Source organism: Aureispira sp. CCB-QB1 (genome assembly GCF_000724545.1).
GTDB lineage: Bacteria > Bacteroidota > Bacteroidia > Chitinophagales > Saprospiraceae > Aureispira.
In genome coordinates this window covers 1-25158 of record NZ_JHBV01000029.1, presented here as the reverse complement: position 1 = coordinate 25158, position 25158 = coordinate 1, and the positions used below count along the sequence as shown (strand labels likewise).

General features: G+C 35.9%; 18 protein-coding genes. 8 read left to right on the top strand and 10 right to left on the bottom strand.

The genetic code is table 11. The features are described 5' to 3' along the window. Positions 1 to 123 precede the first annotated feature (123 nt). Positions 124 to 633 carry a hypothetical protein gene (locus CG11_RS13810; protein ID WP_052597151.1) on the top strand — a complete coding sequence of 170 codons (510 nt, stop codon included), beginning with the start codon at positions 124 to 126 and terminating at the stop codon, positions 631 to 633. Between the two features lie 81 nt (positions 634 to 714). On the opposite strand, the gene CG11_RS13805 is transcribed toward CG11_RS13810, so the two are convergent. Then, entirely contained in the window at positions 715 to 1506 is a 792-nt protein-coding gene (locus CG11_RS13805) for a DUF481 domain-containing protein (protein ID WP_052597149.1), read from the bottom strand. Between the two features lie 45 nt (positions 1507 to 1551). Next, positions 1552 to 3051 (bottom strand): lipopolysaccharide assembly protein LapB, encoded by a 1500-nt coding sequence (locus CG11_RS13800; protein ID WP_052597147.1) that lies wholly within the window; start codon positions 3049 to 3051, stop codon positions 1552 to 1554. Positions 3052 to 3279: 228 nt separating this feature from the next. Here CG11_RS13800 and CG11_RS13795 point away from each other — a divergent pair, with 228 nt between their 5' ends. The 3 genes from CG11_RS13795 (at position 3280) to CG11_RS13785 (ending at position 11307) form a co-directional block, all read left to right on the top strand. Continuing rightward, entirely contained in the window at positions 3280 to 4122 is an 843-nt protein-coding gene (locus CG11_RS13795; protein ID WP_052597145.1) for a choice-of-anchor V domain-containing protein, read from the top strand. 548 nt (positions 4123 to 4670) lie between these two features. Next, positions 4671 to 10238 carry a T9SS type A sorting domain-containing protein gene (locus CG11_RS13790; RefSeq protein WP_052597143.1) on the top strand — a complete coding sequence of 1856 codons (5568 nt, stop codon included), beginning with the start codon at positions 4671 to 4673 and terminating at the stop codon, positions 10236 to 10238. A 226-nt stretch (positions 10239 to 10464) separates the two neighbouring features. Then, positions 10465 to 11307 carry a S1 RNA-binding domain-containing protein gene (locus CG11_RS13785; protein ID WP_052597142.1) on the top strand — a complete coding sequence of 281 codons (843 nt, stop codon included), beginning with the start codon at positions 10465 to 10467 and terminating at the stop codon, positions 11305 to 11307. 27 nt (positions 11308 to 11334) lie between these two features. On the opposite strand, the gene CG11_RS13780 is transcribed toward CG11_RS13785, so the two are convergent. The 4 genes from CG11_RS13780 to CG11_RS13765 are packed head-to-tail and all read right to left on the bottom strand — an operon-like array spanning position 11335 to position 14589. After that, positions 11335 to 12327: a DUF4249 family protein gene (locus CG11_RS13780; protein WP_052597141.1), complete on the bottom strand. Its 993-nt coding sequence runs from the start codon at positions 12325 to 12327 to the stop codon at positions 11335 to 11337. Between the two features lie 25 nt (positions 12328 to 12352). Then, entirely contained in the window at positions 12353 to 13153 is an 801-nt protein-coding gene (locus tag CG11_RS13775; protein WP_052597139.1) for a Rossmann-like and DUF2520 domain-containing protein, read from the bottom strand. 1 nt (position 13154) lies between these two features. After that, positions 13155 to 14177, bottom strand: coding sequence for a polysaccharide deacetylase family protein (locus CG11_RS13770; RefSeq protein WP_052597137.1), 1023 nt, complete (start codon positions 14175 to 14177; stop codon positions 13155 to 13157). Between the two features lies 1 nt (position 14178). Continuing rightward, on the bottom strand, positions 14179 to 14589 hold the full coding sequence (locus CG11_RS13765; RefSeq protein WP_052597135.1) for a polymer-forming cytoskeletal protein: 411 nt from the start codon (positions 14587 to 14589) through the stop codon (positions 14179 to 14181). Between the two features lie 689 nt (positions 14590 to 15278). Between CG11_RS13765 and CG11_RS13760 the strand changes: the two genes are divergently transcribed. Then, entirely contained in the window at positions 15279 to 15653 is a 375-nt protein-coding gene (locus CG11_RS13760) for a DUF4783 domain-containing protein (protein ID WP_052597132.1), read from the top strand. Between the two features lie 95 nt (positions 15654 to 15748). Here the strand turns inward: CG11_RS13760 and CG11_RS13755 are convergent, their stop codons facing one another. After that, complete coding sequence (locus CG11_RS13755; protein WP_052597129.1) at positions 15749 to 16267, bottom strand: 30S ribosomal protein S16; 519 nt, start codon at positions 16265 to 16267, stop codon at positions 15749 to 15751. Positions 16268 to 17788: 1521 nt separating this feature from the next. Between CG11_RS13755 and CG11_RS13750 the strand changes: the two genes are divergently transcribed. After that, positions 17789 to 19018: a thioredoxin family protein gene (locus CG11_RS13750; protein ID WP_052597127.1), complete on the top strand. Its 1230-nt coding sequence runs from the start codon at positions 17789 to 17791 to the stop codon at positions 19016 to 19018. Positions 19019 to 19080: 62 nt separating this feature from the next. On the opposite strand, the gene CG11_RS13745 is transcribed toward CG11_RS13750, so the two are convergent. Both CG11_RS13745 and CG11_RS13740 read right to left on the bottom strand, forming a co-directional pair. After that, on the bottom strand, positions 19081 to 20145 hold the full coding sequence (locus CG11_RS13745) for a cell wall metabolism sensor histidine kinase WalK (RefSeq protein WP_052597125.1): 1065 nt from the start codon (positions 20143 to 20145) through the stop codon (positions 19081 to 19083). A gap of 369 nt (positions 20146 to 20514) precedes the next feature. Next, complete coding sequence (locus CG11_RS13740; RefSeq protein ID WP_052597123.1) at positions 20515 to 21210, bottom strand: response regulator transcription factor; 696 nt, start codon at positions 21208 to 21210, stop codon at positions 20515 to 20517. 392 nt (positions 21211 to 21602) lie between these two features. On the opposite strand from CG11_RS13740, the gene CG11_RS13735 reads away from it, so the two are divergent. Together CG11_RS13735 and CG11_RS13730 are read left to right on the top strand one after the other, a co-directional pair. Beyond that, positions 21603 to 22277: a YggS family pyridoxal phosphate-dependent enzyme gene (locus CG11_RS13735; protein ID WP_052597120.1), complete on the top strand. Its 675-nt coding sequence runs from the start codon at positions 21603 to 21605 to the stop codon at positions 22275 to 22277. A 60-nt stretch (positions 22278 to 22337) separates the two neighbouring features. Beyond that, positions 22338 to 23069, top strand: coding sequence for a hypothetical protein (locus CG11_RS13730; protein WP_052597118.1), 732 nt, complete (start codon positions 22338 to 22340; stop codon positions 23067 to 23069). Between the two features lie 126 nt (positions 23070 to 23195). Here CG11_RS13730 and CG11_RS13725 read toward each other — a convergent pair whose 3' ends face one another. After that, positions 23196 to 24884 (bottom strand): AMP-binding protein, encoded by a 1689-nt coding sequence (locus CG11_RS13725; RefSeq protein ID WP_052597116.1) that lies wholly within the window; start codon positions 24882 to 24884, stop codon positions 23196 to 23198. Between the last annotated feature and the right edge of the window lie 274 nt (positions 24885 to 25158).

Here is a 25158-nt window from a genome sequence, read left to right as displayed (position 1 = left end):
AATTTATGTGTTTAATCGAGATCAAATTGACAGTAGGTTGGTTGCTTGGCATTGATTTGTAAGACTTTAGTAGATGTTTGTAAAAGGTATTAGAGTAAAATTATTCAATTTAAAAAATGATTTATGAAAACATTGATGAATTCTTTAGCAGGTTTTGCTATGATGATTATGGGAGCATTAACAGTTGTTTCTTGTGATCCTTGTTCAGGGGTAGTTTGTAATAATGGTACTTGTAGTAATGGTACTTGTATTTGTGAGGATGGTTATGAAAGAAACAATTCTAGTTGTGTTGCTGTTAACAAGTTGTATGTAGGAACAGGTTCAGTTAGTGCCACAGTAGTAACCGTAGATGCTGCTGGAAATTCAAATACAACTAATAATGTTGGGTATACTTTGACAGCTTCGTCAACGAATCCGTATGAGTTTACTCTAGTGAGTTTTAATGGATTGGTCAAAAATGATATTACATTTATGATAAGTAGCTCTAATTATGAAGTTATTTCGTCAGGAACTATTGTAACAGGAGCTGGAAACAGTTATACTTATAGCGGTGCCAAGGTAGGTAGCCAAATTCAGTTGACTATAATAGATAGTGCAGATCAAAAAACATATACTTTATCTTATGTAGCGTAAGGTATTGGTAGATTGTTGTACTATTTTGAAAAAACACGAATCTGAAAAGCAGATTCGTGTTTTTTCAAAATTAACAACGCTTTAAAAGCTAAACGTTAACTTATTGATAAAAGAAAAATAAAGATGATCAATAGGAACGGGAGGAAGGGCGTCATAAAATAGGTTATAAATAATGGCAAAGTGAATGTTTTTAGTAAACTTAAAAGTCATTTTTCCATTGAGCGAAATTCTAGGATAACGAATGAAACTATCGGGGCGGGCTTGAAAATAAGCGGTCACTTGAAAATAAGCAAGCTCCTTTATTTTTTGGGTGAATGAAAGGTAGCAATTGAGCTTTATAAAGTGATTTTCTATAGGTGTTTCGTCTGCAATGGTAATGGATGAGGGGATGGCACTATAATTCCAACGTTCAAATTCATACATTGCTCCTAAGCCAAGGTGTAAATGTCCTTGATCATATTCTGTTAGGATAAAACGTAAGTTTCCACCACCCAATACGCGAGTTTCCATACCTCGAATGCCATCTAGTTGATATTGACCAAAAAACTCTGGATGCACCCAGTTGTCTTTTAAAATTCTAACTCGTCCATGAGCAAAACCTCCATTCAAGATATTGGTACTTCCACTTCTAAATAGCTTAAAATTGCCAATTAATACAAAAAGGCTTCTTTTGTAATAATAGGATAAGTCTAATTTGCTATCGAATGAAAAAATTAAATCTATTTGTTTTTGTATGGTAAATCCAACATCGAATAGGGCTTTAAAGGTAGTGGTGGAATCTAGTTTGGCACCAAAACGATCTGCATTTAGGATTTGTGCAGAGAGGGTTCCACTGAGTAACGTTATTAAAATAAAGGTGCTAAAAATTTTCATATTGTCAGTTTTGCTGCAAAACTACAATTTTCATTAAATATTAGTTTACTTTTCTTCTTCTGCTTTAAAAAAGTGTGCTAATAGTTTTTTAGCATTTTCTTTGTATTCGCTCTGCGCATGGATGGCTTTTAGTCGTTTAAAAGCATCATTTTTATTTCCTTTGGTCAAGCTAAGCAATGCGGTAAAATAATTCAAGTGAAAAGAGTCAATATCATCTTTTAGAAAACTAGGATAAGAATCAACTAAATTGTAGGCTTTCTCAAAGTCTCCTTGTTGGATGTATATGGCAGCTTTTGCACAAACGTTTTTTTTATTTAGTGGGTTTATATTTCTTGCTTGGTCAAAAATATTACCAGCTTTTTCTAATTGATTTTGATAAACATACAAGCATCCCAATGTATATAAATCCAAGGAATTGGGGACAATAGAGATGGTTTTTCTTAAAAATAATATGGCATTATCATAATCTAATTGTAGGCAATAACTTAAAGCTAATAAGCGCAACAAATCCGTATTTTGTGCTAAAATAGAACCACTATTTTTGAATACTTGAACGGCATCATTGGTTTTACCTTGTAAAATTTTAATGACACATAGGGTTGGGTAAACAAACGCAGGGATCTTAATTCTACTTTGTAACTGTTTTTGAACACTTCTTTCAATTTTGCGCAATAACTTGGCATCAGAAGGAGTGAGAGTAATAGCAATGTTTTCTTTGCCAATTTTTTTGTTGGGTACTTTTAATATAGTTCTATGAAAAATTGCAAATATATTGGCTGCATCTAAGCCCACTTCGGCTGATGTAACCCTTTGGTTGGCAATTGCTTTTTTGAAAAATTTATCTTCAATGGAAATGGCATTAATTTTTTTTAATGGCGGCTTGGGGCAAGAAGCTAGCTTTTTGACTTGAAGGATAACATTATTGAACTCCACTATCATGGCTGCAAAATAGATTTCTGAATGCTTAGGAGCTAGTAAGTAGGCTTCTTCTAGAACAAATCTAGCTTTTTGTATTGCTCCGTGATTAGATAGCTGCAAGGCATATTGAGTCAATGCACGAATGTCTTTGGAGTGCTTGGCGACATATTGATTTAAAAGAGTTACGGCTTCTTGAAAGTTTTGCTCTTCTTCTAGCACATGGACAAGGTTGCGTACAATTTCAAAGCTATCAGGAAACTGCTTGTACTGTTGCAAACATTGTTGATAGGCGTAGGTTAGGTATGTCTTATACTTAGAGGTATCACGAACGGATTGGTAGTTGCGAGCAATGCTGATGGCTAGTTGGTGATCAGTAGGAGATTTTTCAAAGGCTTTTAGAAGTTCTGTAATGGCTTGCTTTTCTTCTTTTACAAATTCATCCTCCCAATATCTCCTGTTAGTAGGGCAAGAAAAAGTATAGTTGGGTGTCGTTATAGGAAGTGTCGCACATTGTTTAAATAAGAGGCTATCTTCTAGTGTAATGATAACCTGTCCACAAACGGAAGTGGTGCCGCTCCCAAAAATGCTAATGAACAGCGCCCAGAGCGCAAAATGACATCGAGGCATAATGTTTATTTTGAATAAAGCTATCATATTAGGTCGTGCAATGTATCAAACTTACGAAAGTTGCAGAGAATATTATACTATAAGCTAGGGCATATTGAGAATAAATACCTTTCAAACTGCCATTTTTTGCAATAGAATTGCAATTTTTTGTAATTTTTGTTAACAAGTATGGGCTACCTTTGTTTAACTAAAAATGGTTAACAAACAAAAATAATCTAAATTAAAATTATGAAAACACAATTACTAGGAGTTCTATTTTTCGGGGTTGCTTGTTTATTTATTCTTCAAAGTGCATCAGGAGGACGTGCAGCTATAGGTGGTCAAGATAGAACAGGAGCACCAGGGGCATTAGGCACTAATTGTACTGCTTGTCATGCCAACAACGGGGCTTTTTCTAATCCCCAAATTAATATCACTGTAAGCGATGCTTCAGGAACAGCTGTAACAAGTTACGTACCAGGAGATACCTATACAATAAGCTTTAATGTAACTAGTGGAGGAACACCTAGTGGGTATGGTATGCAAGCTGTAATTTTAGATGCTGCAAATGCTAATGCAGGAGATTTCTTGACAACAACAACATCGAATACACAACTATCGTCTATTAGTAATGGTAGAGAGTTTGTAGAGCATCAAGGAAGAAGCGGAACAGGTGTTTTTACTGCAACTTGGGAAGCGCCTGCGACAGGAACAGGAGCCGTTACAGTGTATGGAATTGGAATGGCTGTAAATGGTTCAGGTACCGCAGGTGACAATACTTCTCCAACAGAACAAGTAGTATTATCAGAAAGTACTGTTAGTCCTGTCAATGATTTGAATAGAGAAGAGGCTAGTTTTGATATTTTTCCTATTCCTAATGATGGTTCTTTTGTGTTTACCAATAAAGGGGAGTCTGGACCGATTACAATTCAAGTGTATAATATGGAAGGACGTTCTGTTTACTCAGAAAATGTAATCCTAAATCATGGTGTTTCTCATTCTATTTATTGCAAAAACTTAGTGTCAGGAATCTATGTTGTTGAGATGCAAGGAGTGAAAACTCGCCAAACACAACAAATGATTGTACAATAAGCATTGTTTATTGACTCAATAGTCTGTTGAAACCACAACGAAATAAAAATAATTACGTTTAACTATATCATCAAGTCTTAAGTGCTTTAGATTGCAAAACGCATCTAAAGCACTTTTTTATGTTTTTTTATAAAAAACTAAAAAATCAATGTAGTATTAAGAATTATTATGTATTTTAAAAAAGAGACATTGAGAGAGTTAATTGTCCAGTCTTAATATTCTTAAAAGAACACAGAGAGAATTCTGAAAGTAGCCACGCAAAGGAGTCCTACGATTATAAAGGGGCAAAATAGCTCATACCATAATGAGCAAACTACTTCGTTTATAAAACAAATATAGCGAAGTACTAAGGCTGTTAAGTATTACATAAAAAGACGAAAGCATAAATATCCTCTATTTATAAAAACAATTTAGAAGCAAATAGGTTACATTATACTACATACCTCCATATCCTTATAGCTGCATTTCTATATTGTTACCAATATCAAGGGACATTCTACCCTTTAGCAACGTTCTTAAAAAAGATTTTTTCACTTAACACTAACTATATGAAACTAAGATTTATTTACATTTTAGCATTCTCCATCTTTGCCACCTATGTCCTACAAAGCAAACGATTGGGGTTAGCGGCTCAATTTGGTATAGACCGAACGGGAAGCCCAATAGCAAATGGAACCAATTGTGGTTCTTGTCATAGTGGAGCCTTGAATAACGTAACGCTTACTGTCAGGGTTAAAGATAGTGGAGGAAGTGTTGTCACTTCATATATTCCAGGAGATACATATACTGTAGAGTTTGATATAGCAAGTAATTTTGGTTTTTCAAGAGGTTTTCAAGCTGTTGCCTTGACAAGTTCCAATGCTCAAGCAGGAACCTTTTCGAATCCCCAAACCAATACGCAAATATCTACAATTGGCTCTAGACAGTATGTAGAACACAGTAGCCCAGCTTTGACAGCAAATAACTTTGTGTTTATTGCCTCTTGGACAGCACCTGCCATTGGGACAGGGAATGTTACCATCTACTCAGATGGTATTGTTGGAAATGGTAATAATGCAACCTCTGGAGACGATCCAGCAGGACCTGTTTCTGTAGTTCTGACAGAACAAGCGGCAGCAAGTATTGATTATAGCCAAGCTTCTTATTGCCAGGGCTCTGCTGATCCGACGCCAGTAATTACAGGAACGTCAGGAGGAAGTTTTTCGGCTTCACCTGTTGGACTTAGTTTGAATACAACAAGTGGGCAAATAGATTTGAGTGCATCAACACCCAATACTTATACCGTAACATATACCTATGCAACAGGAACCGCAACGGATGTTGTTACCGTTGTAGCGACAGATGATGCTTCGTTTACATATAGCAAATCTTCTTATTGTGTTAATGAATCGGATCCGACACCAACTATTACGGGGTTGGCGGGAGGAAGTTTTCAAGCTTCTCCAGCAGGTTTAGTGATTAATGGTTCGACTGGTGAAATTGATGTATCGGCTTCAGCTATTGGCTCTTATTCGGTAGGGTATATCACGAATGGACCATGTCCAACTGTTGGAACATTTGCAATATCAATTACTAGTATTGATGATGCTACTTTTTCGTATGCCAACAGTAGCTATTGCCAAAATCAAAACGATCCTACACCAACTGCTGTTACTTCAGGGGGAAGTTATAGTAGTACACTTGGCTTAGCGATTAATAGCAATACAGGGCAGATAGATTTAAGTGCCTCAACAGCGGGAACCTATACCGTTACCTATACCACAACAGGTTCTTGTTCTAATAATTCTACACAGGCTATTACTATCAATGCGGCAGACAATGCAGGGTTTAGTTATTCTTCGTCTTCGTATTGTCAAAATGGAAGTGACCCGACACCAGCAATTACAGGCTTAAGTGGTGGTTCTTTTAGTAGTACGTCAGGCTTGTCCATCAACAGCAATACAGGGCAGATAGATTTGAGTGCCTCAACTGTAGGGACTTATACTGTGACTTATACGACCTCTGGGACTTGCCCGAATAGTACTACTCAAGCAGTAACAGTAAATGCTTTGGACAATGCAGGGTTTAGTTATTCTTCGTCTTCGTATTGTCAAAACGGGAGTGACCCGACGCCAACGATTACAGGTTTAGGCGGCGGTTCTTTTAGTAGCACGTCAGGTTTATCCATTAATAGCAATACTGGGCAGATAGATTTGAGTGCCTCAACGGCAGGAACTTATACCGTGACCTATACCACATCTGGAATCTGTCCGAATACTGCCACCCAATCAGTAGTTGTTAACGCTACGGATAATGCAGGGTTTAATTATTCCTCGCCTTCGTATTGCCAAAATGCCAACGACCCGACACCAACGATTACAGGTTTAGGTGGAGGTTCTTTTAGCAGTACGTCAGGTTTGTCTATTAATAGTAATACTGGTCAAATAGATTTAAGTGCGTCAACCGCAGGAACCTATGTTGTGACATATGCGACATCGGGAACTTGTCCGAATAGCACCACGCAGACGGTTGTTATTAATGCCTTAGATAACCCCACATTTGCATATAGTTCGTCTGCTTATTGTAAAAATAACAATGATCCAACCCCAACAATTGCAGGAGCAGGAGGTGGCACGTTTAGTAGCACAACAGGCTTGTCGATTAACAGCAGTACAGGACAAATCGACTTGAGTGCATCAACCGCAGGAACTTATACTATAATGTATACAACCGCAGGACCTTGTCCTACTAGTTCGACAGATTTAATTACAATTAATAATGTTGATAATGCTAATTTTTCATATAGCAATACTGCTTATTGTCAAAATGCTAACGATCCGACGCCAACGATTACAGGCTCAGGTGGTGGTACATTTAGTAGCACATCAGGTTTGTCTATTAACAACAATACAGGACAAATTGATTTGAGTGCATCCGTAGCAGGAACCTATACTGTAATTTACACGACTTCAGGTCCTTGTCCGAATAGTTCGAATGTAGCTGTTACGATTACTGCTTTAGATAATGCAGGGTTTAACTATAGTTCTTCTTCTTATTGTCAGAATGGAAGTGATCCGACCCCAACGATAACAGGGTTAACAGGAGGAACATTTAGTAGTGCATCTGGTTTGGCAATCAATATTAATACAGGAACTATAGACGTCTCTGCTTCAACGGCGGGAACGTATACAATTTTTTATAGCACACAAGGTACCTGCCCTAACAATTCAACGCAAACAGTTACAATAACTCCAACGGATAATTCATCATTTAGCTATTCTTCGGTTTCTTATTGTCAAAATGGAAGTGACCCTAGTCCTAGTATTGCAGGAACAACAGGAGGTACCTTTACAAGCACCGCAGGTTTGGCTATTAACGCTACTAGCGGGCAAATAGATGTTTCAGCATCTAATACAGGAACCTATAACGTGACCTACACCACCAACGGATCATGTCCATCGACTACGACCGTAACTGTGACGATTACAGCTGCAGATAATGCTTCGTTTACTTATGGTGGCAATACTTTTTGTCAGAATGGAACCGATCCCACGCCAACAGGAAGTTTGGCAGGAGGTGTTTGGTCGGCAACAGCAGGTCTGGTAATCAATTCAGGAACTGGTACGATAGATTTGAGTGCCTCAACGGCAGGAACTTATAATGTAACCTATACGACGAATGGACCTTGTCCAAATTCTAATAGTGCGACTATAACGATTACGGCAACAGACAATGCTTCGTTCTCATACAATGCGACAAGTGCTTGTCAAAATGGGACAGACCTTACGGCAACAGTAACAGGTTTGGCAGGAGGTGCCTTTACAAGTACTACAGGCTTATCCATTAATGGAAATACAGGGCAGATAGATGTAAGTGCTTCGACAGTAGGAACCTATGTGGTGACTTATACTACGAATGGATCATGCCCCAATACAGCAACAGCAACGATTACAATTGATGCAGCTGATGACGCATCATTTACTTATGGTGGAGCAACTTTTTGTCAGAACGCAGTAGACCCAACACCTACGGTAAACTTGGCTGGGGGAACGTTTTCAAGTACCACAGGCTTATCCATTAATGGAAATACAGGGCAAATAGATGTTTCAGCCTCAACAGCGGGCTCTTATGTTGTCACTTATACCACTAATGGCACCTGCCCAAGTTCAAGTACACAAAATATTACAATAACGACAACAGGAAACTCTTCTTTTAATTATTCTAGTACTAGTTATTGTTTGAATGGAAACAATCCTACGCCAACTATTACAGGAAATCCTGGAGGAAGCTTTAGCAGCACATCAGGTTTGGCTATAGATGGAACAACGGGTACGATTGATTTAGCAAACACCACAGCAGGTACGTATACTGTTACCTATAGTGTAACAGGAAGTTGTCCGAGTTCAAGTACAGCAAGTGTAACGATTCTAACAATCGATGATGCTTCTTTCTCTTACAGTGCAGCTAGTGCTTGTCAAAATGGAACTGATCTAGTAGCGACAGTGACAGGACTAGCAGGAGGAACATTTACAAGTACAACAGGGTTAGCTATAAACAGCAACAGCGGTTTGATTGATGTTTCTGCTTCAACAGCAGGTAGCTATACTGTGACCTATACTACTAACGGAGCTTGCCCCAATACCTCGACAAGTTCAGTAGTAATTATGGCGACTGATAATGCTTCATTTACTTATGGTGGTAATACTTTTTGCCAAAATGGAATCGATCCTACTCCAACAGGAGGTTTGTCGGGAGGCGTATGGTCAGCAGGAGGAGGATTAGTGATCAATTCTAGTACAGGAACTATAGATGTTTCTAGTGCAACAGCAGGAACCTATAATGTGACGTATACAACAAATGGTCCCTGTCCAAATTCAAATACAATATTCATCACAATTACTGATGCAGATGATGCTTCTTTTTCTTATAATGCAGCTAGTGCTTGTCAGAATGGAAGTAATTTGGTAGCAACAATAACTGGTTTGTCAGGAGGTACTTTTACGAGCACGACAGGGCTTTCTATTGATGGAACAACAGGCGAAATTGATGTAGCTGCCTCGACAGCAGGAACCTACAATGTGACGTATACAACAAATGGTCCCTGCCCCAATTCTGCCTTAGTGAGCATTACTATTGAGGCTACAGACGATGCTTCGTTTACGTATGGCGGAGCGACATTCTGCCAAAATGCGGCAGACCCAATTCCTACAGTTAATTTGTCAGGAGGTACTTTTACCGTACTTCCAGCAGGCTTAATGGTTAATTCAGCGACAGGAGAAATTGACGTTTCTGCTTCTGCTGTGGGGACTTATGATTTAACTTACACAACAAATGGTCCCTGTCCAAGTTCTAGTACCTTATCAGTGACAATTACAGGGACAGGTGATGCTTCATTTAATTATAGTACTGCGAATTATTGTCAAAATGCGACCAATCCAATTCCAACAATTACAGGAAATCCAGGAGGAACCTTTACTAGTACTACTGGTTTGATCTTAAATGGAACAACGGGAGAAATTGATTTGGCGGCATCTACAGTAGGAACTTACACCGTTACTTATGCTGTAACAGGAAGTTGTCCAAGCTCAAGTAGCAATGCGGTTACGATTTTGGCAGCTGATGTCGCTACATTTGGTTATACAGATACAACCATTTGTTTGAATATCGGGGTTAACCCAATCATTAGCGTAACAGGTGTTAGTGCAGGAACCTATACAGCCAGTTCTAGTGGTTTGGTCTTTGCAAATACAACGACAGGAGAAATTGATTTGGCGGCATCGGTAGCAGGTAACTATGTGGTGACTTATACTAGCAATGGAAATTGCCCCGCAATAGAAACGGTTAATGTAGATCTTTCGATTTGTGGAGGAACGCAAACTTTAGTTCTTGAAGATGCTTATGCGCTATTTCCTAACCCTAACATAGGACGTTTTAGAATTGAAAACAAAGGAACATCTGGCGATGTGATCCTGAGAGTTCGAGATGTGTATGGAAAGGTGATTTATATGCAAGAAGCTTACTGGGATAAGAAGGAACAATACACGATCGATGTACCCAATATTGTCGGGGGAATGTACTGGGTGGAAATACAAAAAGGAATGTCTTCGAAGGTACTTAAAATGATTGTTGCGGAGTAATTTAATTGCTCAATGGTAAAATAGAATAGAGCTTCCTAGTTAAGGAAGCTCTTTTTTTGTAGCTTTGTGCCAAAATAGCCTAGGTTCTTTTACTACCGAATGTTTATAAGATAAAATTGGGTAAGGGAATTAAAAGCAGGAAATTGAAAAATAAAAAACGTATTTGTATTAGCTGATTAAGTGCTTGTTGGGTGCAGTGCTAGCAAACGATTAATTTAAAATAAAAATGATTGAATTAGGAAAATATAACCTATTAGAGGTGGCTAGAAGTACCCCTCATGGTTTATACTTAGAGGATAAAGAGGGGAATGATGTGCTATTGCCAGGTAAGTTCATTCCAGAAGGAACAGCTGTTGGAGATTATTTAGAAGTCTATATTTATAGAGACAACGAAGAACGGTTGGTGGCAACTACTGAAGAACCTAAAATAACATTGTATGAGTTTGCGAGCTTAAAGGTGTCCGATGTAAGCGAACATGGTGCTTTTGTAGATTATGGTGTTGGAAAAGACTTATTTATTCCATTTAGAGAACAAAAAGTAGCTATGGAAGTAGATAAGTACTATTTAGTGTATATGTATTTAGATGGGCAAACGGATCGATTGGCAGGGTCTACTAAAATTGAACAATTTTTGGATCTAGTGGATGTAGAAGAAGATGTAGTAGAAGTAGGTGATGAGGTGCTTGTTACTGTTTGGGGAAGGTCAGAATTGGGAACTAATGTTATTGTTAATAATCGTTACAAAGGATTAATTTATGCCAATGAGTTGTTTGAGAACTTGAAAGTAGGCATGACAAGAGCGGCTTATATTCATAGAGTTCGCGAAGATGGAAAATTGGACATACGTTTAGAAAAAGATGGTTATGCCAAAGTGGAAGATAACGCGCAAAAGATTTTAAATCTCTTAAAAAAACGAGATGGTTACCTCTTGTTGACAGACAAAAGCAGCCCAGAGTTAATTAAAAAACAGTTGGGAATGAGCAAAAAGACCTTTAAAAAATCAATTGGGGCGTTGTACAAAGAAAAACGAATCTCGTTAGAAGATAGAGGCATTCGGTTGTTAGAGTAATTGATAAAGGGTTTTTCCTTTGTTTGTTTATTGATAAATCAAGACAGCTTCTTGTACAATCTCTGTTCCTAGAATCCCCAAACCTCCTTGAACGTTTCCTCTAACAGGGACAGGTTGAGCAAATATGTCGGTTCCAGAGCTATTAATTCTATATTTCTCTACATCTTGATAATAGTCGTACAAATCTTCGCTAACATGGTGGACATGAATTAAAAGTTCACTACTAAAAGGATTGCCATAATCTACCCATTGGTCAAATGTATGGGTAAGAACTCCTATTCTAGTAAAAATACTATCCGTACGTTGACGGTCTCGAAGCTTATTATCATCAATAAAAATATAAAAGAATTTACCATTAGCAGGACCAATTTCTTCATTGTCGTTCTCAGATGCAATAGAGTATAATTCACTTTTGGCTAATTCTGGAAATCCCCAAGCCCAGTCGATATTTCTATAAGTTGCTTCTATAATAAATAGATTTTCTTGTTGAGGATTAGGATCTTCCCAAGCCAAATCTATAGCAAAAGTTTGGTCGGTACCTGTGATTACACGTCTCGGGTTTCGCTTTTTAGCATAAATGGGAGCGAATGAAGTTGGTAGCGTTGCTTGTGCAGAGATGATTTTACTATTTTTAATAGCTGGTTCACTAACATACAATTCATATGTTTGGCTCGGCAAGGGGCGCAAACCCTCGATAGATTCAAAAACTAAAAAGCTGCTGTTGATACCCGAATAAACCTTTTGAATAAATTCTAAGGTGTCTATAATAGCTCCATTATCATCCTTTATGACCACAACAGCATCAATAGCCTGTGTGAGTCGGTCCTCAATTTCGTTTAGAGGTGCGGTGATAGCCGTGGAGTAGCTAATGAATACTCTAAAGACACTATCAGGGTTGAGAATTGAATTGGCATAAAGTTGTCCAGGAGGCGTTTGCGCTTTTAGGTTGATTTCTTTTTCACAGGAGTAACTTAGAAAAGCTAAAAAAGCTAAACTGCTGAATAATAGAACCTTTCTCATAATATTAATGGTTGAATTTGTTTGCCTATTTGTCTACCAATGCTCGTTGTTTAATTTGGTTAATAATTCTGGAGCTTATCAATTCATAGAGTGCTTGGTGGTCAGGATATTTTTTTAAGAACTCAATGTGTTTGGCGATTGTGTCTAAATCTCCTCGAACAGCTGGACCCGTTTGCACATCTTGTGGACTAGATAAATCAATCTTTCGAACGGTTTCGTAAATTAATGGTTTTAGAATGTCGAAGGGAACATTTTGATCAGCGCAAATATCGTGCGCAATTCCATAAAGATAATTGCTGAAATTATTAACAATAACTGCTGTAACGTGTAAAATAGCTCGCTGCTCATCATTAATCAAGTAGACATTGGGGCAAATACTTTCAGCTAATTGGAACAATTGTTTTTCTGTAGAAGAATTATTGCCGTAAATGCAGAAAGGAAGTTTTTCAAAATCTACTTTCTTGGTTGTTGAGAAGGTCTGAAGGGGATAAAAAATACCGTAATTGGCAAAATGCTTGGTAAAAACATCGCTAGCAACAGAACCAGAGGTATGGGCAATTAGTTTGTTGTACTTTCCTAAAAAAGAAATTTCCTCAGTTATAATTTTTATGCTATCATCTTTTATAGCTAATATATAGATATCTGCTTCTAAAGAAATGTCTTTTAAGTTGCTGATTCCTTTAGCTTTAACAAGTTTTGCTAAGTGAGATGCTTTTGCTGGAGTACGGCTAAATACTTGGCAAATACAATGCCCATATTTATATAAACGTTGTGCCAAATGGAAACCAACATTTCCAGCACCAATAACTGTGATTTTAAGTGCCATCTTAACTTCTATAAATCGTATTCTTTCTAAAAATAGACTTGATGATATAATAACAATACTCTGTATGGAGCAATTGTTTGGGGGAATTTAATTGCTGGGTTTCCATGCCAAATCGCTGCAATTGTCCTTGGATAGTTTCGTGTTTAAGTCCTGCTCCTCCAAAGGTAAGTTGAAACTTCTCTTCTCCCAAAATTTTATCAAAAAAAGCCTTAGAAACACCACTATCTGTAAAAGGAAAGGCAAAAATTTGATAAGGAAGTTGAAAAACTTCTTTCAGATAAGTTTGACTTAAAAGAGTTTGCTGTATTTGATCCTTTAACTCAATCGCATTATAAGTTGGGTGATTTTGACTGTGACTACCAAAAGTGAACCCATCGGCAATCATTTGGGAAATTTCTTGCTGGGTCAAATAGGGTTCTTGTTGTTTCAAAAAACTGTTAAAATCAACATCAAAGGCAGCCGCTAAATCATCTAGTAAGTTTTGTTGCAACCACCGAACAGATAGTAGACTACTTTTTAAATCCGAAAAAGGCAGCTGATAAGATTTAAAAAAGGGAGCAATTTTTGAATGCGGGATGGATTGTTTACTTAATTCTTCGATTAAATAACTAGCCTTGTAGCGAAACATAAGCCCTTTGTTGTCTACGAAGTCTGAATTGATAAAAAAAGTAGCAGGGATTCCTTTTCTTTTGAGAATAGGAGCAATCACATGGTAACATTCGGCTAACCCATCATCAAAACTAAGAAAAAAAGCATTTGAAGGTAAGGGTTTTTCATGATAGATGGCTTCAATTAATTCGGTTATACCAATTGGAGTGAAAAATTTTAGCAAATAATCCAAGTCTTGTTCAAATAAAGTAGTATTACGAACGCGGTATAAATGCTTGATATGAGGAAGCTCTTGGTTGCTAATCGTATGATAAAAAATGGAGATAAAACGTTGACCACTAAGAGCCCTAAGCCAAGGTAAAGGAATGCTACGTGAAAAAAAATGTAAACTTTGAATCAACGTTTTTTTGAGCATTTTAACCCTCTTTTATAGAAGGTGCTGTTGTGCTTTTGGCGCACATAGCTTGACCATTAAAAATAGCCCCTTCTTCAATTTGTAATTTAGTATATTTGATATTGCCCTCAACAATAGCTGTTGCAAATAAGTGAACCTTTTCTTTGGCAACAATATTCCCTTCTACTTTCCCTTCAGAAACAATGTTTTGGCAGATAATATCACCTTTGATATATGCATTTTTTGACATTACAATACGACCAGAACAAGAAACATTACCATAAATAGAGCCCTCCAATCTAATATTTGCTTCTGCTTTAAAACTACCTTCTATGGTTGTGCCTAAAGCAATGTTACAAACTTCTAAAGAGGAAGTGGTATTGGTTGAGGACTTTGAATTATTCTTTGGGGTATTACCATTTTTTCCAAACATAATGGAATTGTATTAATAGGTTATGGAACGTTTTTTTGTATACAAGGGGGACAAAGATAGAAAAAACATTGAATATTTTATGAGTTTTCCTTTTTTGATTGTACTTTTATTTAAGCCAAAAGAGAAAAAAGTAACTGTTCTAAAACAAACCATGTGTTATGTTTACAAAACATAACATCATTGCCTTATATTCAACGATAATTACATCCTGATAGGATCTATCCGAGTACACTATTAAGCTATTTGGTAAGACAAAGTTTTGTTATACTCTAAAAAAAACCTTTACCTGATAGTTGTGTAGTGACAAATATCTTGTTTCCCCCCAATACTACTAGATAGAGTATTACGCTTCACTAATTTGTTTGAGAACAAAGACAATAAAGAAAAAATAAAATCGTTACTATTTTATCATAGTCCACCAGTTATTTTGAAACGAAAATAGTTAATTGCGTTGCTGTTACGTATTTTTAGTGGGCTAATGTAATTAACGTAAAATATAATAGGGATATTGTGAGCATCGTTTTTTACTATGAAGTTTAAGGATTAAGATCAAAAAGGAGGAACAGAAGAACGAATATCTTTGTTATAATATAAAGAATTAGGTTCAGAGAAACTATTAAAAATGGCAGACTTATTTTTGGCAACTTAAGGTCAACTATCAAATTCTATGACAAGTCAATTTTAAAATCATGAAAACACTATTACTACTATTGGTAGCAACATCATTGTACGGACAGCCTAATTTTAATGCTGTAATTAACGCAATAAAAGCAGGCAACACAACAGAAATAGGAACTTATATGGATGCTAATGTAGAAGTTACAGTAGGAGATAAAGACGGTTCTTATGCTAAAGCCCAAGCTATTTCAGTAGTTAATGGCTTTTTTCAACAACACAGCCCAAGCAGTTGTAGTTTGGTTCATAGTGGTGGTGCTCGAGATGGAGCCTCTTACTATTGTATTGGAAACTTATCAGCAGGAGGAGGGAAATATAGAGTATATATTTTCTTTAAGAAAGTAGGAAGTACTTATTTGATTCAAGAAATGCGGTTTGAGAAAGAGTAACAAACGTAGAACCGATAAAAATATAAAAGCGAAACTCATTTTCATGAGTTTCGCTTTTTTGATTGTACTCCAATTAATGGAGAAACAACTTTAGACTAAGCTTCTGCGTTGTCATCAGTTGGAGTTGCATCTTCTGCTGTTTCAGTAGCAACTTCTTCAGTTGTTTCCTCTGCAGCTTCTTCTACAGGCTCTTCTTTTTTGACAGGAGCAACACCGAAGATTTTTTTGCGACGAGCTTCAGCAGCATCTTTAGTAGCATCTTTACGTTTTTCAACTTTTGCTTCTTTTGCTTCTAGCCACTCATTCAACATTTTGTCAGCAGTCTCTTGGTCAAAGGCACCTTTAGCTACACCACGTTGAAGGTGTTTCTTGTAGTATACGCCTTTAAACTTAAGAATTGCGCGAGCAGTGTCTGTTGGTTGCGCACCTTTCATCAACCAGTCGTAAGCTGCATCAATGTCCAACTCGATAGTAGCAGGAACAGTTAATGGGTTATAAGTACCCATCTTCTGAATAAATTTACCATCACGTGGAGCACGAGCATCAGCTGCTACGATGTGATAAAAAGGTTTCTTCTTGCGTCCTTTACGCTGTAAACGGATTTTTAAAGCCATTTTTAATTAACTTTTTTTAGTCAAAAATACCCTGTGTCGCTTGATAAACAAGTAGCAGGATTTATAATGAGGGCAAAAGTAAGCATTTTTACTTATAATGGGAAATTCGTAGCCTGCTAATTTTACTTTTTATTGTTAGAATGATATTGTTAATAGATGGATAGAAAAAAGTAGAATCAAAAAAAGGGATTAATGGTCTATTTAATATATAAAAAACCAACTGATACGAAAATCAGTTGGTTCTAACTTTAATTTAAATCATCTAATAAATGCTTTTTTCGGACAGGCTCACTACTGCCTGTGCCTATAAAACACTAGGTATAAGCCAAGGTTTTAGATCATTTAAACAGTTATTTTAGTGGTAGTCGATATTTTCTACTACCTCAAAAAGAGCGCTGAAAGAGGCACTACCCCCTTGTGAAAAGCTCTTATAAAGCACACGGTTCCAATAAAACTAGAGCTCACTACTTCTCTAAACTGAAAACTATGTGTTTATGTCTTTTGGTATATAATTGGCGTTGTAATATTACTACAAGAATTCGTTGAAACCGCATAGCATTAGCTTAGCTAACCAAGCGATTAAAACAGGCATTAATGAGGGGGAAATGCGTTTTTTATTCCAGTAAAAGATAGGACAGAAAATATTAATTGATAAAATAGGGTGTTTACTAACATTTTGTGTAGATTTACAAGTGAAACAATAGTTTTATTTCCTTGTTGCAGCAAGGAAATTTTTAGTCTCTTTTGATATGTTGATGTATCATTAGAGACTTTTTTATTCGATAGGGGATTGTTTATCTTTTGCAGAAAATAAACAAAACTCAAATTATACTTGGGACAAAATAATTTTGAAGAAAAGTAATAAAATGCTCTTTATTGCCAATGATCAAAGAAAAGGGAGTTTTTTTAAACTGTTTACATAGATAAAAAAATTCATGAATTTAGTTTTTTCTTTTGATGAAAATTTTAAATTAACATCAATAATTTAATAGTGATTCTTCTAAGGTTGTATATTATCTTTGGAAATAATATACAGGATTAATGTGGGAAAGTGTGGGGTGAAAGTATTTATTTTTTTAAGATATGTAAATGGCTTTCTATTTATGGATTGAATATATAAAAAATAAATTATTAATTGTAACAGTAAGATACTAAAATTTTAATTTTTAATAAAAAAACTAGTCAAAGAATTACAAAATATATGATGTAACTTATTCAAAGCAAACGAATCGTTTCATTATGCAAAGCACAAAGTACTAGAAAGCGTTATTCGGAAAAATTAATGAAAAATTATATTGTTGTACAGAAGTATTAATAAGTCATATCTCTCTCAACTGAAAGGTAAGTGATTCAATTAATTAAAATGGAAATGCTATAAGTTATGCTTAAAATAACCATTGTCTGAAAGTCAAAAAGGTAAAGTTTGTTAAGAACTATTTAACAAGAGCAAGAGATAGAATCTGAACATTTATTTGTAATATTAACAAAAGATACGAATATATAATTTAAAATAATATAAATATGTTAAAAAACAAGGGGCTTTTTAGAGGCTTAACATTATTGGGCTTAATATTAGCTGGAAGTACTATAAATGCTCAAATTGTATTCGAAAAAGGTACATGGGAGGAGGTAAAGGAGAAAGCAGCTAAGGAAAATAAGCCTATTTTTGTAGATGCATATACTACCTGGTGTGGACCGTGTAAATGGATGGCAAAAAATATTTTTAGTCAAGAGCAAGTAGGAGTTTATATGAAGCAAAATTTTATTGCTTATAAAATGGATATGGAAAAAGGGGAGGGACCTGATTTTGCCAAGAAAAACAATGTTGTAGCGTATCCTACCTTACTTTATTTTGATGCAGAAGGAAAGATGATTCACAAGGGAATTGGTGCTCGAGATGCCGACGGGTTGATAGAACTGTGCAACGATGCATTAGACCCAGCCAAACAATTGGCATCTTTTATAAAAAAGTATGAAGAAGGAGCACGAGACAAGGATTTTTTAGTTACTTATCTTGGAGTGCTAAGTGATTGTGGAGAAGATATGGAAGCGCCTTTTAACACTTACTGGGAAAAAACATCAGATGTTGAAAAGCAAACTGCTGAATCCTTGAACTTAATGGCGGCTGTTACACATCGGTTTAGCGACTTCAAAAGTCCTATAACTCAATATCTTTTAAAAAATAGAGCTGCTTATGAAAAAGTAACTAGTAAAGAAGATGTTGCTCAATTATTAGAGAATACGTATGCCTATGGGATTTGGACGGTAGCCAAAATGGAAGACAAAAAGGAAGCAAAAGCTTTTAGTAAAGAATTGCTGGAGGTTTTTCCTGATGCTAAGAAAGAATTCAAGAAACGTTTGACTTATATTAAGGCAACTATGGAAACACCACCTGACGAGGCTAAAATAGCAAAAGCGCATGGTCAATATCTAAAGGTAGCAAGGAGTTGGACGGAATTAAACCAAGCTGCTTGGGATGTTTATGAAAATGAGGATGATCCCAAGAAAATGAAAGAGGCATTGGGCTGGGTAAATCGTTCTGTAGAAATAGATGCTAACTATTTTAATTTGGATACCAAAGCTTTTTTGTTGTATAAAATGAAAAATTACAGCGAGGCTAAAAAAGCAGCAGAAAAGGCTATTGAAGCAGCTAAAGCACAAGGTATGGACGAGGATTCTATTAGTACGATAGAGTTATTAGATAATATCAATGCTAAATTAGGTGAAGCAGATAGTGCGGCTAAAAGTTAGAAGATAGTCAATTTAAAAGATAAAAACGCTTTAAGTGCTCCAAAGACACTTAAAGCGTTTTTTTATTCTGCTTTTTTTAGTGTAAAGCCAAATGTAGACCCAACATCGATTCTACTTCTTGCAGTTATGGTTTGTTGGTGTGCTTCTAGAATGTGTTTTACAATGGCAAGACCTAAGCCAGAGCCGCCTTCCGATCTAGAGCGCCCTTTATCAACTCGATAAAAACGTTCAAATAATCGGGGGATGTGTTCTTGGGCAATCCCTTTTCCATTATCAGATATTTCGACCAAAATGTTATTGTCTAAGTCATAAAAACCAACTAAGGTTTGTCCATTTTCTTTACCATATTTGATAGAGTTGCTGATCAAGTTAACAATAACTCTACGAATACTTTCTATGTCAGCAGTAACTTTTAATGGTTTTTGGTTGCTGTTTTTAAGTGCTAAACTGATATTTTTTTCAGAAGCTTTGAGTTCGCTATCTTCTAAAACATCTTTGACCAATTTGCAGATGTCAAAATCGGTTAAATGCAGTTGTAATTTGCCTGCTTCAAATTTAGAAATGTAGCCCAAATCCGCTACGATTTTTTCCATTCTTTCGGTGTTCTCAGCAGCACGAGTTAGATATTTGTAATTAATATCAGGATCCTCCATGCCTCCATCTAGAAGGGTTAGTAGATAGCCTTGTATATTAAAAATAGGCGTTTTTAATTCGTGAGAAACATTTCCTAAAAACTCTCTACGATAAACCTCCATGCTTTTTAGAGAAGAAATTTCTTTGGTCCAATTTTGCGCCCATTCTATTACTTCTTGTTCGACTTCGTCAATCATATGGTTTTTCATGTTTACACTAACAACAGTATTGGTTGTTGGTGTTTTCATACTATGGATGGTTTTATAAATTAACTTGATTTTTCGGTATATAAATCGGCGGAGTGAGTCGTAAACTGCCAAATACCCGAAGCCCAATGAGATAACTGGAATTAAGAAAACGAGTGTCCATGTAATGCTGTTGGTAAATAGTAATTTGGCACCTAAGGTAAATAAGAATAATATACCTGCATTATTTGCTGCTGTTAGCCAAGCAAGCTGTTCTGGACTAGGATTTTTAGTAGTAAAAAAAAGCATTTGTTAAGATAGTTTAAGTTGGATCTTTTTTTGATGGAATTACCTAACATCTAGCCCCTTTGAAGCGAAAAGTTTGCAGATAGCTTGGGCTAATTTTTAGATGAATTATTCAACAACTTGTGAAGTTTAGGCAGCCTTCTTATAAGGAACAAATTTTAAAGTAATTGTTGGTCACGTATAAGTACTGTAGAAATAAAAAAATACAGTTAAAAGTGCTTAACTGTATTCTTATGGTAGCTATTATATTAGTTAATAGTTTGTTGATTGATTACCTAATGTTGTTACATTCTGGTTTTAACAAACTATTGATTTGTATTAAGTTATAATATAGTTTACTACTGCCAAGTAACTAAATATACAAAATCTAGCTTAGAAATCAAACTTATATCCAATTCCTTTGATTGTCTGTATGTAATCTTCACCGACTTTTTCTCTAATTTTTCGGATATGCACATCAATGGTACGGTTACCAACAATAACATTGCTGCCCCAAATTTTATTAAAAATCTCTTCTCTTGTAAAAACTTTCCCAGGTTTGGAAGTTAGCAAACAAAGCAATTCAAATTCTTTTTTCGCTAAAGTTATCTTATCGTCAGAGCCTTGTTTTTGGACAATAAATTGCTCTTTGTTGATGTATAAATCAGCTGCTTGAATGATGTTTTTATCGGTTTGAGTACTTTTTTTGTTGAATCGTCTCAATAAGGCATTGATTCTACTAATTAGTACTCGAGGGCGAATGGGTTTGGTGATATAATCGTCACCACCTACTTCAAAACCAACAATTTGGGAGTAGTCCTCACTTCTAGCAGTTAAAAAAGCAATAATGGTATTTTCAAACTCAGGTATGGCGCGCAACTCTTTACAAACTTCTACACCATCCATTTCTGGCATCATAATATCCAAAAGTATTAAGTGTGGTTTAAGTTCTTTCGCCTTTTTTAGTGCATCTAAACCATTCGTTGCTGTAGTCACTTCGAAACCTTCTTTAGCAAGATTGTAGCATACAAACTCTAAAATATCTGGCTCGTCGTCTGCAATAAGTATTTTGTATTCGCTTGAATTCATCTTTAATCTAAATTAATAATGGTTTTGAATGCTCAAAATATAAAATATTTTTGATTCATTAAATGAAATTGAGAGAAGGGCATTAATGATGCTCATGAAAGCAGTTTATTATAAAATAATAAATTCTTTAGTTTTCTCTTGTTATAATAAATTAGGATTGTTAAAGCAAATAAATTATTTTGTTCTTTGATGTCGCAAAAGTAAGGCTTCAAAGCTTAAGTTTCGTTAACATAGTATTAAATTATTGTTACGAATAATAATCTTTAAAGTAAAAAAAGCATAAACTACTATTATGGGCAGGAATCGAGTATTAGTAGGTTTGTAATTCGATTTCGTATAGAAAAATATAAAATATAAACTCAAGCAAGGAAAAAAATAGAAAAAAAATAGTAATGGTAAATGAAGAAAATTATAAACTCGTTTTAAAAAAAGTCAACGATAAGGCGGCAAATTTAGTAGCTGTGTCAAAAACGAAACCCAAAGAAGATATTGAAACAATGTATAATTTGGGACAACGTATTTTTGGCGAAAACAAAGTGCAGGAGTTAGTTGAAAAGCAAGCTGCTTTGCCTAAAGACATTGAATGGCATTTAATAGGTACTTTGCAACGCAACAAGGTAAAATACATTGCTGACTTTGTTTCTCTAATTCATTCTGTCGATAGTTTTAAATTGCTAAAAGAAATTAATAAACAGGCACAAAAGGTAGATAGAGTAATTGATTGTTTGTTACAGTTTCATATTGCCGAAGAAGCTACTAAGTTTGGTTTGTCTTATGAAGAAGGTGTTGAGCTGTTAAGCTCTAAGGTTTATAAAGAAATGCAACACATTCGAATTGTTGGGGTAATGGGAATGGCAACATTTACAGATGATACAACCAAAGTTGCTAGAGAATTTGAATGTTTAAGACAATATTTTGAAAAATATAAACAGGAGTTTTTTGCTGATAACGAATCGTTTAAAGAGGTATCAATGGGTATGTCTGGCGACTACGAAATTGCGCTGGACAAAGGAAGTACTTTGGTGCGGGTCGGATCGTTACTGTTTGGGGCGAGAGTGTACCCTTAAATGTTAACAATGAAAGAATTAATAGTTCGCTAAACTAGCGGACTAATGAAAGAATAGTAAATGAAAAAAATGGTCTGTTTTGCTGTTGTGATTGCTTATTGCTGGGCTTTTGGAGCTTGTGGCATGAATCAAAACATGCCGTTAGAAAAGATAGCAAAACGACTGGAAGGCAATTGGATTAATCAAGAGTATCTAAATGTTTTGAGATTGACGCAGTCTCCTCAGCAAGCAGATGAAGCCACAATAACGAAAGTTGTACAGATCAAAGTAGATACCTTTCAACAACTTATTCTTTCATTCCAAGAGGGCGATGATTGGTTGTTGGATCGAGATATGAATGGCGTCTATTTTAGTAGTGTTTTTAATCATGAACTTAAGTTAAACGCCAAGTTGCTATCCAACCAAAAATTACAACTGGGGAATAAAGTATTTTTGCGCTTTAAAGAGGAAACAGATGTGAAGAACAAGGACATTGTATTGGTGCAACAAATACTATTTACAGGTGCATACGATTGGAATGGAAAATTGGTAGAATTTCTTAAAGATGGTAGAATAAAGGGCATGGAGAAGGTGGGGCTAACTACGTACTATCCAGTTGTTCATTATAGCAGTAATAAAGAAGTAGATCAAGTTTGGCTTAATAAAGGGCGAGACAATTCGGTAAAATATGGTTTTGAGTTCAAAAAAAAGAAACTATATTTTTATCAGTTAGAATGTCCAGACCAAGAGGTTTTCTGCGGTGAAAAAAAACAGAGAGGAAAAGTGTTGTTTGAGTTGAACAAAAGGAGGTAGGTGAGGTTGGAAGTAGTTTGATGTAATTAAAAATAAGTCGTAGGAAAATAAATTCCCACGACTTATTTTATAATTTATAGCGGCTTATTGTAATTAGCCAGCTATGATAATGATAATAAACAGCGATTACTTCTTAGCTTCATCTCGTAAAGCACGACGAAGGATTTTACCCACATTAGTTTTAGGCAATTCTTCTCTAAATTCAATGTGCTTGGGCTTTTTGTAACCGGTGAAGTTTTCTACACAGAAAGAGCGTACTTCATCTTCTGTCAAGGAGGCATCTTTTTTTACAATAAATACCTTGACCGCTTCTGTAGACTTTGGATCAGGAACTCCAACAGCTGCTACTTCTAGAACTTTGGGATGAGAAGCCAGTACATCTTCGATCTCATTAGGATAAACATTGAAGCCAGAGACTAAAATCATATCTTTGATACGGTCCACAATCTTGAAAGCTCCATTTTCTAGCATAATACCAACATCACCCGTTTTTAGCCAACCATCTTCTGTAAATGTTTCGGCAGTAGCTTCGGGGCGATTGTAATACCCTTGCATAACTTGTGGTCCTTTGATTTGAATTTCTCCACGTCCTTCGCCAGGTCCTTGAACTTTTCCATCTTCATCCATGATTCGCATATAGGTAGAAGGCATTGGCAAACCAATAGTACCTGTTTGAACATTCCCAAAAGCATTGGCACTTGCCACAGGAGAAGTTTCTGTCATTCCATATCCTTCCAATAATTCATTATTGGTAACTTCTTTCCAACGTTTTGCAACGGGACCTTGTATCGCCATAGCGCCTCCAATAGCAAATTTTAAAGAAGAGAAGTCTAAGGCTCTAAAGTCATCGTTGTTTAATAATGCATTGTAAAGCGTGTTGACTCCTGTCATTAAACTTGGCTTTGTTCGAGCAATGACATCTACCAAACCAGGAATATCTCTAGGATTAGGAACCAAAACATTTAGGGCTCCAAAGTTAGACATACACAAACAGTTGACCGTAAACGAGAAGATGTGATACATTGGTAGCGGCGTTAGCATAATTTCCTGTCCTTCTTTCATATCAACACCACTCAGCCACGCACTCATTTGTGCCATATTTGACAACAAGTTGCGGTTAGTCAATACTGCTCCTTTGGCAACACCTGTCGTACCACCAGTATACTGGATACAAGCCATATCTTCTTTGGTAACAGGATATTCAGTAACTTTTTTGCCCATACCTGCTTTGATTGCAGCAGGAAATTTAACAGCACCAGGAAGATTAAATTTCTTGACCATTCCTTTAAATTTAAGAACGGTGTTGATAATAAATCCTTTTACTCCGCCAAACATACCTCCAATAGAAGCGGTAACAATATGTTTAACGCCTGTTTCTTTGACTACTTTTTCTAGCTCATGTGCAAAGTTTTCGGCAATGATAACTGCTTTTACTCCAGCATCGTTAAACTGGTGTTTTATTTCACGACCTGTATAAAGTGGATTGGTGTTTACAGGTATGAGTCCTGCCCTCATTACACCAAACAAGGCAACGGGATATTGTACAATATTAGGTAACATAATGGCTACACGATCTCCTTTTTGAAGGCCCAAAGACTGTAGGTATCCAGCCATAGCATTCGACAGGCGATCTACATCGCCATACGTTAAGGTTTTCTGATTGCTCCCAATCAAGCAAGTATATGCTGGTTTATTTTTAAATTTTTTGAGATTATCTGAAATAAAACTAATTAGAGAAGGATATTGTTCAATATCAATATCATGAGGAACCCCTTTCCCATAGTTTTTAAGCCAAATACGATCTGTTGTAGTCATATAATTAAAAAATTTAGATTCATTACTCCATGTTTAGAAAAGTATTTTATTGATCATTAGGAGAATAGGCTTCTGGTTTTTAGTGTGTTAAAAACAAAGATCAATAAAATACACGAAGTATTGAGATTAATAGTGTTGATGTAATAATGTACTAGATAATGAGTATTTAAAGGTCGTGTACTTTTAAATCGGGTTGTGTTGTTAAATGTATGATGGAAGTTCATTGAAATAAAAGACAAAAATTTTAAACAAATGCCATTGATACTTAAGTTTC